A 10,522-nucleotide genomic window follows, 5' to 3' on the forward strand; every position below is an offset into this window, starting at 1 on the left:
GGTCAAAGCCGGGAATAAATTATTGGGTCCCTTGAGTGTGGGGATTACCGCAAAAGAAAACTATGAAAAATCCCACGGAGATACTCAAAAATTTATAGTTGGGACAGCGGTAGATACAGCCTATAACTCGACAGCAACCGCAATTGGTACCGTAATTGGCACGGCTTTATGTCCGCCAATTGGAGGTGTAGCTGGTGCGGCTGTTGGAATTGGAATAACAGCACTTGTGAATTTGAAAAGAAAAGGTTCTCATAAAAGCTTGTCTGAACGGACAAAAGATTTTACAAACAAAGGAGTTGATAAAATTCAACATATTGGAAAAAACATTGCGAAGTGGTTTAAGTGATTTTGCAGGGGGCGTAAAATGAGAAAATCAGATGAAAAAAATATCCATTATGATTACATCCGCTATCAAATCCAGGAAGATCGGTTAACCTTAGACAATTTAAAATATCTTTTAATTGCGTTGCTTCTTTATTCTTTATTTGTAGTTGGTTTTTCTTACTGGTTTTCCGATCCAAATACAATTGTGTGGAATAACCTTTCGAATAGGTGGACGATTGCATTTTGTTTGGAAGCTGTTTTATTTGCCTTGCAGATATTACTCATTCTATTAAGCTTTATAAATAATATTTTTATGCATAAAGTTATGATGCTTGGGGCTGTGCTGTTTTTGTATAAAGCAGCATTAGATCCATTTATGGCTTTGTTCGCTTACTACAAGGACAGGGGTATTACGGAGGTTTATCAGTATCCGGTCATCTTTATCCTTATACTTGGCGCTGTCATTCATGTCCATGCCCTTGTAAAAACTTTCGAAGATGACGACCAGGATGATGCTAACAGAAAAATAGATCGTGCGGCTCGTTGGGCAAAAGGCATCTTTTTTCTTGCTACCCTAGTCAGTCTCTTGATTCAAAGAGGATTGGGAAACTTTGAAGCGATTTTTTTAACAGGATTATTTTCATTCCTTTATATTTGTTTTCTGGTTCTTTTGTGTGAGCATATCGAAGCTGCGGTATATTTGTTTCGGTATAAACATCCAGAGCATTAGCAAATAGAAGCAACTGAAAGGAGACGATACATTTCGGGGATCTGGCAAAACCCTTGCATTTAAAGTTTGGCAAAATCCTCAGAATCCTTGAAAGACAGTACGAAAGAATTAAACAGGATTGGAAAAGCGGTCAAAGCCGGGAATAAATTATTGGGTCCCTTGAGTGTGGGGCTTACCGCAAAAGAAAACTATGAAAAATCCCACGGAGATACTCAAAAATTTATAGTTGGGACAGCGGTAGATACAGCCTATAACTCGACAGCAACCGCAATTGGTACCGTAATTGGCACGGCTTTATGTCCGCCAATTGGAGGTGTCATGGGAGCAGGTGTAGGAATGCTTGCTTCAACATTAGTAAATTGGAAATTTGGTGATCCTCCAAAAAATCTTTCTGAACGTACGAAAGGTCTAGTAAATAGAGGAGTGGATAAAGCTAAAAAGATGGATCAAAATCTTTCCAGACGTAAAAAGCGACATCGGCACGTTTTTTGAAAGACTGCTCGCCATGGCCTATAGAAAGGAAAAATGATTCATCATTTTCAGGAAGTGCAATATGAGCAAATTAGATCAGAAAAATTTCAACTATGATTACATCCGCTATCAAATTCAGGAAGATCGGTTAACCTTAGACAATTTGGCATTTCTTTTAATTGGATTGCTTCTTTATTCACTATTTGTAATTGGATTTTCTTATTGGGGGGTCCATCAAGATACAATTGGGTGGAACAGCCTTTCGAAATGGTGGATGATTGCATTTTGTTTGGAAGCTGTTTTATTTGCTTTGCAGATATTACTCATTCTATTAAGCTTTATAAATCATAATTTTATGCATAAAGTTATGATGCTTGGGGCTGTGCTGTTTTTGTATAAAGCAGCATTAGATCCATTTATGGCTCTACTGGTCTACTACAAAGATAGGGGCATCATGCATGTTTATCAGTATCCCGTCATCTTTATCCTTATACTGGGCGCTGTCATTCATGTCCATGCCCTTGTAAAAACTTTCGAAGATGACGACCAGGATGACGCCAGTAGCAAATTAGATCGTGCAGCTCATTGGACAAAAGTCATCTTTTTTCTCGCCATCCTAGCCAGTCTCTTGATTCAAAGAGGATTGGGGAACTTTGAAGCGATTTTTTTAACAGGATTATTTTCATTCCTTTATATTTGTTTTCTGGTACTTTTGTGTGAGCATATCGAAGCTGCGGTATATATGTTTCGGAATAAATATCCGGAAAATTTGGAGATAAGAGAAACCGATAATTTAGGTAGTGCTTTGCTCCCGCCGGTAGGCACCGTTGTTGGCCTTGCAGCTGGGACAGCAGTTAAATATGGGATAAACAAAAAGCCTGGAACACCACCAAAAAGCATTATTGATGATACGAAAGATCTGGAAAATAAAGAGGGCGATGAAGTTCAGTGTCTGGCAAAGAAGATACCGAGATTATTCAAATAATTGTGGCTAAATCGTTTGTTTTGTACAACCGTTTTTCTTCTTTGCTTCAATAAATAGAGCGGGGTGAGATGCAGTGGGAAAATTAACGGAAGAAAAATTTTTGCTCATTTTAAATGCCGATGCGAGCAGCCGCTTGCTGACATTTTCTGATCTGCGGAAATTTTTATGTGCATTTTTTGTTTATTCTTTGGTGATGATAGGCGTCGCATACAAAGTTGTAAATGGTGGAAATATCGGATGGGAAAACTTGTCTCCTTTTTGGCAGTGGGTATTTCGCCTTGAAATCCTATTGTTTATCTTGCATGCATTTTCAATCCTTTTCTCTATGCCGAACCGTCCTTTCAGCTGGCGGTTCTCAAGTATTGCCGTCGTTATTTTTATGTACAAGGCTGCGTTTGACCCCTTTGTTGCGTTTATGATGTTTGCAAAAGATATACATCTTTATGATGCTTACTTCTGGACGGCGTTGTACAGTATAGCGGCTTGTGTGCTCTTTCATCTTTTCTTTCTTTATTTTTGGATTAGAAAAAGAATCCAGTTGCAGGAAATCAATCATCTTGATGGAAAAACGTACAACAAGGAAATAAGCGCTTCTGTTATCGGATTTTTTGTCGTTTTGTCTTCCATTTTCACACGGCACTATTTACAGGGGGAAGGCGGACTGTTATTGCTGTTTTTGCTCATCGTTTTCCTTTGTGTAGGCATATTGGCGGGTGTTTGCCAGTATGTCCTGATTGCCTGGCGAACTTTCCGCATTCCCACTTTTATCCATGAAATGATGAAAACAAAAGGAGCCTTGCCATGATTGTCCATGAATCGTCACTCGTCATTCAAAATGTTATTTGCGTGGAAGAAGTGATCTCGCATGATGAATGGTATGTGCCGGTGTTGAGCCTGCGTGCGAATCTCGTTAATGAAGAAATTTACTACACAAGCCCGGTTATTTTTACAATCGAAGAAATGGAAAATGAGCCGTCTTTCGGAAAATATACGTATTACATCGGCTTAAACGGGCAGGTGGAAGTACCGGAAAACGCGTTTTACAAACAGCTGGATTATCTAGAAATTACGCCCGCCATTTATGTTCGCTGCCCGGAAGTGGAAGAAATAGAAGATGCGTATATGCTGCTTGAAGGTTATGCCGCTCGCAACGGTCTGGAAATTGCAAAGCCGTTTTACCATGTTTGCCTCGATGTATTCGATGATGTCATGATGGATATATACGCAAAAGTAAAGGAAGTCGCCGCTGATGGTCATTGAATACGAAACGCTGGAATACCGGAATGTTGTCTCGTCCACATACGATATCCATGTCAGCGAATTTGAATTGGCGCTTGAAGATTTTAATCAAAAACTGGTCGAAGCACAACTGGAGGTCAAAGGGCCGCTGTTTTATGCTTTATATAATATTCCTTTTGATGAGAGAATGCTGATTGACCTTTATATGCCGGTTGAACAATCAAATAGGCCGAAAAATCCGGCACTTACGATGCAAAGTTATTTTTATATTGATGGAATGCTTAAGACATGGGTGAAGGGACAGTTTCAGACGGAAGTGGAAAAGGCATATGACGAACTGTTCCGGCATGTGATGGAACATGATTACAAAATTTCTTCGCCGATTTTTCACATTTTGCGCGGAAATGAAGAAATGCAGTGGGTGGAGATCAAAATTAAAGTATTTAAGGATGAGGAGTAAAAAAGGGAGAAATTTTTCATGTTGAAAGAAAAGGATTTTGTTGCTTTTTTAACAGAGGCTGGCAGATATGATAAAACAGCGGAGAAGTGTACGGTTTGCGGGATCATTTTGCCATCGTTTTCGGATTATTTGCTGAGAGGGCCGGCGGGAGCACTGGGGACAAAGTATAATGTGTTCAGCTATAGTGAACAAGGGCTGACCGTCATTCCAATCAATAATATTACGGGCAATATGTTACCGGACGAATCGGCATTTATTCCGGGAGAAAAGATCACAAGCATGAAAACTGTTTCGAAGCTGACTTACCACAGATTGTATGTTGGGACTTCGGATGGTACGGCTGTTTTCCGATTAAACAAAGTGCTGATTGGTTACGGGTGGCATAAAAGAAATTTGCCGTCATTCATTGCAACTGTAAACGGATTGGAAGAGCCGGTGCACATATAGAAGGAGCGGCTCTTTCCGCTCCCTTGTTACGCCTGGCTCAGCCCCTGCTCGAGCGTTTCCAGCATCATTTTTTGTTCCTGTGTATCCGCATGGTTCCAAATGACTTCAAAGAGGACGCCGAGCCCCGGGAGCATTTTTTCTTCGCCCCTTTGAATGGCATCGACAATCGTATCTTTTAACTGATCCTGCGTGTCCTCTTTTACATTGTGAATGACTGCTTTTCGCAAGTCCAAATCCATTTCGGTTCAGCTCCTTTGATCGCTTTCACTGCTAGCATTTCACATGGCCACAATTTTTATGTATACTATTCCAAGGAAAACTTAACGAAAAGGGAGCAAACACGTTGAAATACATACAATCCTTGCAAAATCCGCAAGTAAAGCATTGGAAAAAACTCGCCGCGAAAAAAGAACGCGAAAAAACATTTACTTATTTGCTGGAAGGGTTCCATCTCGTCGAAGAAGCGCTGAAAGAAGAAGTAGTGACAGAAATTATTGTTGAAGAAGGTGTGGACCTGCCAAACCGCTGGAATACGGAAGGGGTGCCGGTAACCACTGTCACGCATGAAATCAGCAAAACGCTTGCTGATACAGAAACGACGCAAGGCATTTTTGCTGTGTGCCGGATGAAAAAACAGCCGTCCAAAATCATCGGCAGGCGTTATCTTTTAATTGATGCCGTGCAGGATCCCGGCAATACAGGAACGATGATCCGGACGGCGGACGCAGCCGGGTTTGATGCCGTTATTTTCGGCAAGGGCACGGCGGATCCGTACAGCCCGAAAGTGTTGCGTGCGGCACAAGGAAGCCATCTCCACGTCGGGCTTTTAAAAGGCGATTTAAACATGTGGATTGAAAAACTGAACGAAGCGGCAGTGCCGGTTTACGGAACAGCGCTTGAAAACGGCGTAACGTTTCGCGAAGTAAATCCAGGTGATGCCTTTGCGATCCTTGTTGGCAATGAAGGAAGCGGCGTACACCCTAGCTTACTTGCGCTAACGGAACAAAATCTGTCCATCCCGATTTTCGGCAAAAGCGAGTCGCTAAATGTTGCAGTGGCGGCCGGCATTTTAATGTATGACTTTGCGATGCGGTCGTAATTTCGGCGGAAAAAGTGAATGTATCCATGTTTGAGGCAAAAAAGCAGACCTATAAAATGCATGAGGTGAAGCAGCGGCAGAAAGATGAAAAACAGCTGGGACAATTTTTCAGTATGGGTGCCAATAAGGAACGGGGGAGGGCGTTTTTGTGAGAGCGGGTGCACTGCTTGACCAGGATAAAAAGGTGACCCTCAGCACGTTCATTTATTGCGAAAAACGGGAAATATTCAGCGTGAAAACGGCCGCGCCTGTGACTAAAATGGGAAGGCACTTTATCCTCTAAGATAAACATCTAGAGAGAGGTCACTTTCCGTTTGAAATTGCGGGCATTTCCCGCTATAATAAAACATAATTGAAAAATGATAAAAACCATGACAGGGAAAAGTAGCTTGATCTTCGCCATGCAGGGAGAAAATGCCGTAGACTGGAAGCATTTTTATGGGGAAATGAAGCGAAGTTCACCCCTTGAGTTGCCGCTTGGACCATTGCCTGCAATGTAAAGGCGGGACGGTTAAAAGCCGTTATTGAAATGAAGCGAACATAATTTAATTATGTTAATTAGGGTGGTACCGCGAACCATTGCCTCGTCCCTTTTCCAGGACGGGGCTTTTTTAACGCCCAAAACTTAAAGGAGGTACAAGAAAATGGAAGAAACGTTGAAAGCACTGCAAACCGAAGCGCTTGCCAAAATTGGTGCGGCTGCTGATTTAAAAACGCTGAACGAGATCCGTGTCGCCTATCTCGGCAAAAAAGGCCCGATTACGGAAGTTTTGCGCGGCATGGGAAAGCTGTCAGCAGAAGAACGGCCGAAAATGGGCGCGCTCGCCAATGAAGTGCGTGCCGCCATTCAAACAGGTATCGAAAAAAAGCAGGCGGCATTGGAAGCGGAAGCCGTCGAGCGACAATTGGCATCTGAAAAAATTGATGTCACGCTGCCGGGCCGCCCGGTAAAAGCAGGCAGCCACCATCCGCTTACAAAAGTCATTGAGGAAATTGAAGACTTGTTTATCGGGATGGGCTATACGATTGCCGAGGGGCCGGAAGTGGAAACCGATTACTACAATTTTGAAGCGCTGAACCTGCCGAAAGGGCATCCGGCACGCGATATGCAGGATACCTTTTACATAACCGATGACATTTTGCTCAGGACCCATACTTCACCAAACCAAGCGCGGACAATGGAAAAACATCACGGCAAAGGGCCAGTCAAAATCATCTGCCCAGGGAAAGTATACCGCCGCGACAATGATGATGCGACCCATTCCCACCAGTTTATGCAGATTGAAGGGCTCGTTGTTGACGAAAACATTACGATGGCCGATTTAAAAGGGACGTTGGAAGTGTTTGCGAAAAAATTATTCGGTGAAGACCGTGAAATCCGGCTGCGCCCGAGCTTTTTCCCGTTCACCGAACCGAGTGTTGAAATGGATATTTCATGTAAAATGTGCGGTGGGCACGGTTGCCATGTTTGCAAAGGCACGGGCTGGATTGAAATTTTGGGCGCCGGCATGGTCCACCCGCGCGTATTACGGATGTCCGGCTTTGATCCGGAAAAATATACCGGTTTTGCATTTGGCATGGGGCCGGAGCGGATTGCGATGCTGAAATACGGCGTTGATGACATCCGCCACTTTTACACAAATGACATTCGTTTTTTACGGCAGTTTTCCGTACAAGAATAAGGAGGGTCAAACATGTTTGTTTCATATAAATGGCTGCAGGAATATGTAGATTTGGACGGCATTTCGCCGGAAGAACTGGCTGAAAAAATTACGCGGACCGGGATTGAAGTCGAAAGCGTGGCATTTAAGGGGGAAGACATTAAAAATGTCGTTGTCGGGCATGTTTTGGAAAAAGAAAAGCATCCGAACGCCGATAAATTAAACAAATGCCTGGTTGATATCGGGGAAGGTGAGCCTGTCCAAATTATTTGCGGCGCGCCAAACGTCGATAAAGGGCAGAAAGTTGCCGTTGCCAAACCGGGCGCCTGGCTGCCGGGGCATGTAAAAATCAAACGCTCGAAACTGCGCGGCGAGGAGTCGAACGGGATGATCTGCTCACTGCAGGAACTCGGTGTTGAAAGCAAGCTCGTCCAAAAAGAGTATGCAAACGGCATTTATGTGTTCCCGGATGATGTGGAAGTGGGGAAGGATGTGCTGCCACTTTTAGGATTGGATGATACGATTATTGAACTGGGGCTTACTCCGAACCGGGCGGACTGCATGAGCATGCTTGGCGTTGCCTACGAAGTAGCAGCGATCCTTGGAAAAGACGTGAAATTGCCGGAAACAAAAGTGCAGGAAGCATCCGATAAAGCTGCTGATGCCATTTCGGTCCGTGTCGAGGCAAAAGAAGCAGCGCCGCTTTACACATTAAAAGTCATCCGCAACGTGAAAATCGGCCCGTCCCCGCTCTGGATGCAGGCGCGGCTCATGGCAGAAGGAATCCGCCCGCACAACAATGTGGTCGACATTACGAACTATATTTTGCTCGAATACGGCCAGCCACTCCATGCGTTTGACTATGACAAGCTCGGTTCCAAAGAAATTGTCGTCCGCATGGCGCGTGAAGGGGAAAAAATGGTCACGCTCGATGACCAGGAGCGCACGTTAAAAGATGTCCATCTTGTCATTACGAACGGCACTGAACCTGTCGCAATGGCCGGTGTCATGGGCGGCGCCAATTCGGAAGTATCCGAAACGACGACAAACGTACTTTTGGAATCCGCCTATTTTGACGCCGGAACAATTCGGACGGCTTCAAAAGACCACGGCCTGCGCAGCGAGGCAAGCAGCCGTTATGAAAGAGGGATTGATCCGAACCGCGTTGTGCCCGCAGCAGAACGGGCCGCAATGCTGATTGCCAAATATGCGGGTGGAGAAGTGCTTGCCGGAATGGTTGCCGAAAATCATTTGCATATTGAGCCGGCTGTTGTCACCATTACGCTGGAAAAAATCAACCGTGTGCTCGGAACGCAAATTTCAGCGGAAGAAGTGCTCCGTATTTTTAAACGTCTCCAGTTTGAAACATCATGGGAAGACGGCCGTTTTACAGTGATTGTGCCAACCCGCCGCGGCGATATTACGATTGAGGAAGATCTGATTGAAGAAGTGGCGCGCCTGTACGGTTATGACCTGCTGCCAAAAACATTGCCGGCGGGCAGGGGAACGCGGGGCGGCTTGAACGTCATTCAGCAAAAACGCCGCGCCACGAAACGTTTTCTTGAAGGAACGGGGCTGTACCAGGCAACCACGTATTCTTTAACAAGCGAAGAAAAAGCACACCAGTACGCGCTTGAAAAACGCGAACCAGTCCGCGTTGCCATGCCCATGAGCGAAGAACGCAGTGTGCTGCGCTTAAGCCTTTTGCCGCATCTTTTGGAATCCGTCGCGTATAATGTCGCACGTAAAAACGAGTCGGTTGCCCTGTATGAAGTTGGCAATGTCTTTTTGAAAAAGGCAGACGGAGCGCAGCCGGAAGAACAGGAACACCTCGCCGGCGCCATCACCGGGCTTTGGGTTTCCAACTTGTGGCAAGGAGAAAAGAAAGCAGTAGATTTCTTTGTGGCAAAAGGGATTTTGGAAGGCCTGTTTGAAAAACTCGGAGTTTCCGGCGCTATTTCCTACCACGCGGCAACATTTGAAGGGCTGCATCCGGGAAGGACAGCGGAAATTTTACTTGACGGGGAAGCGATCGGTTTTGTCGGCCAGGTGCATCCAAACGTACAAAAAGAACTCGATATCAAAGAAACATACGTGTTCGAACTGAAACTGGAGCCGGTATACCATTACCCGGCCGAACCGGTTCAATACCGGCCGATCCCGCGCTTCCCGGCTATCACCCGCGATATTGCGCTTGTTGTCGACCGCGATGTGGAAGCAGCCCGGCTGCAGGCAATCATTCAGGAGGCCGGCGGAACCCTTTTGAAATCCGTTTCGATTTTTGATTTATACGAAGGCGAGCATATGGAACCCGACAAAAAATCAATTGCCTTCTCGCTTACTTATTTCGATCCGGAACGCACATTAACAGATGAAGAAGTCGTCGCCCAGCATGAGAAAGTACTTGCCGCCGTAAAAGAAAAAGCAGGCGCAGTACTACGGGGCTAATCCCAAGAAAAAAGAAGAGGCTTAAAGGCCTCTTCTTTTTTAGTGCAAAAATCAAAGCGCTGTCTATGTGAAGGAAGCGGTGGAAATTGACGATCTTCCTTTATATAGAGTGCGTCTACGAGTCAAGTCCAGGTTATTGTGTAAATTTACGTTAAGGAAGCGCGCAAAAATGAAGGTCTTCCTTAACATAGAGCGTGTCTACGTTAAGGAAGCACGGAAAAACGAAGGCCTTTCTTAACATAGAGCCCATCTACGTTAAGGAAGCTTGGAAAAACGAAGGCCTTCCTTAACATAGAGGGTGTCTACGTTAAGGAAGCTTGGAAAAACGAAGGCCTTCCTTCACGTAGAGCGCGTCTAAGTTAAGAAAGCGCGCAAAAATGAAGGTCTTCCTTAACATAGAGCTCGTCTACGTTAAGGAAGCACGGAAAAATGAAGGTCTTTCTTAACATAGAGCGCGTCTACGTTAAGGAAGTGGGAAAAATAGACGGCCTTCCTTCACCTACTGAGCGTTTCAAGTGCAACCTTTTCCCTGCATTTTTTATAAATGCCAAAGCTGTCAGCATTCTTGCTAAATCTACGAATTTTGCTTAATCAGCAAACCCTATTTGCAACCCAGGTCCATCGCAAATTTTAAATCGGAATGGATGACTAGCATAAA

The 10,522-nt window shown here is 44.6% G+C and carries 12 protein-coding genes, 1 pseudogene and 1 other annotated feature; of the genes and pseudogenes, 12 read left to right on the forward strand and 1 reads right to left on the reverse strand.

Annotated elements, in window-relative coordinates; genetic code table 11:
- From P9687_RS13690 to P9687_RS13725, 8 genes and pseudogenes are all read left to right on the forward strand, one after another.
- Positions 1 to 346, forward strand: a pseudogene (locus tag P9687_RS13690) (hypothetical protein); the annotation flags it as partial.
- A gap of 18 nt (positions 347 to 364) precedes the next feature.
- The gene (locus P9687_RS13695) at positions 365 to 1,054 is read left to right on the forward strand and encodes a hypothetical protein (RefSeq protein ID WP_168986087.1); all 690 of its coding nucleotides are present in this window, start codon (positions 365 to 367) and stop codon (positions 1,052 to 1,054) included.
- 66 nt (positions 1,055 to 1,120) lie between these two features.
- A complete protein-coding gene (locus tag P9687_RS13700) occupies positions 1,121 to 1,546 on the forward strand; it encodes a hypothetical protein (RefSeq protein ID WP_052123262.1) in 426 nt (141 codons plus the stop codon).
- Between the two features lie 61 nt (positions 1,547 to 1,607).
- Entirely contained in the window at positions 1,608 to 2,510 is a 903-nt protein-coding gene (locus tag P9687_RS13705; protein WP_168986086.1) for a hypothetical protein, read from the forward strand.
- A gap of 73 nt (positions 2,511 to 2,583) precedes the next feature.
- Entirely contained in the window at positions 2,584 to 3,315 is a 732-nt protein-coding gene (locus P9687_RS13710; RefSeq protein ID WP_035188351.1) for a hypothetical protein, read from the forward strand.
- Complete coding sequence (locus P9687_RS13715; RefSeq protein WP_035188349.1) at positions 3,312 to 3,770, forward strand: DUF5085 family protein; 459 nt, start codon at positions 3,312 to 3,314, stop codon at positions 3,768 to 3,770. Before P9687_RS13710 ends, P9687_RS13715 begins: the two co-directional genes overlap by 4 nt.
- The gene (locus P9687_RS13720; RefSeq protein WP_035188347.1) at positions 3,760 to 4,209 is read left to right on the forward strand and encodes a DUF5085 family protein; all 450 of its coding nucleotides are present in this window, start codon (positions 3,760 to 3,762) and stop codon (positions 4,207 to 4,209) included. Before P9687_RS13715 ends, P9687_RS13720 begins: the two co-directional genes overlap by 11 nt.
- Positions 4,210 to 4,227: 18 nt before the next feature.
- The gene (locus P9687_RS13725) at positions 4,228 to 4,656 is read left to right on the forward strand and encodes a hypothetical protein (protein WP_035188344.1); all 429 of its coding nucleotides are present in this window, start codon (positions 4,228 to 4,230) and stop codon (positions 4,654 to 4,656) included.
- Positions 4,657 to 4,682: 26 nt separating this feature from the next.
- On the opposite strand, the gene sspI is transcribed toward P9687_RS13725, so the two are convergent.
- Entirely contained in the window at positions 4,683 to 4,895 is a 213-nt protein-coding gene (sspI, locus tag P9687_RS13730) for a small acid-soluble spore protein SspI (protein WP_014097794.1), read from the reverse strand.
- A 104-nt stretch (positions 4,896 to 4,999) separates the two neighbouring features.
- Here sspI and P9687_RS13735 point away from each other — a divergent pair, with 104 nt between their 5' ends.
- The 4 genes from P9687_RS13735 (at position 5,000) to pheT (ending at position 9,864) form a co-directional block, all read left to right on the forward strand.
- The gene (locus P9687_RS13735) at positions 5,000 to 5,755 is read left to right on the forward strand and encodes a TrmH family RNA methyltransferase (RefSeq protein WP_035188341.1); all 756 of its coding nucleotides are present in this window, start codon (positions 5,000 to 5,002) and stop codon (positions 5,753 to 5,755) included.
- A 148-nt stretch (positions 5,756 to 5,903) separates the two neighbouring features.
- Positions 5,904 to 6,038 carry a hypothetical protein gene (locus tag P9687_RS13740; RefSeq protein WP_257737693.1) on the forward strand — a complete coding sequence of 45 codons (135 nt, stop codon included), beginning with the start codon at positions 5,904 to 5,906 and terminating at the stop codon, positions 6,036 to 6,038.
- 79 nt (positions 6,039 to 6,117) lie between these two features.
- Positions 6,118 to 6,350, forward strand: a binding site (T-box leader).
- A gap of 49 nt (positions 6,351 to 6,399) precedes the next feature.
- Positions 6,400 to 7,437: a phenylalanine--tRNA ligase subunit alpha gene (gene pheS / locus P9687_RS13745; RefSeq protein ID WP_014097797.1), complete on the forward strand. Its 1,038-nt coding sequence runs from the start codon at positions 6,400 to 6,402 to the stop codon at positions 7,435 to 7,437.
- A gap of 12 nt (positions 7,438 to 7,449) precedes the next feature.
- Positions 7,450 to 9,864: a phenylalanine--tRNA ligase subunit beta gene (pheT, locus tag P9687_RS13750; RefSeq protein WP_035188337.1), complete on the forward strand. Its 2,415-nt coding sequence runs from the start codon at positions 7,450 to 7,452 to the stop codon at positions 9,862 to 9,864.
- The last annotated feature ends 658 nt before the right edge of the window (positions 9,865 to 10,522 follow it).

It is taken from the genome of Weizmannia sp. CD-2023, assembly GCF_036225245.1.
GTDB classification, from domain to species: domain Bacteria; phylum Bacillota; class Bacilli; order Bacillales; family Bacillaceae_C; genus Weizmannia; species Weizmannia faecalis.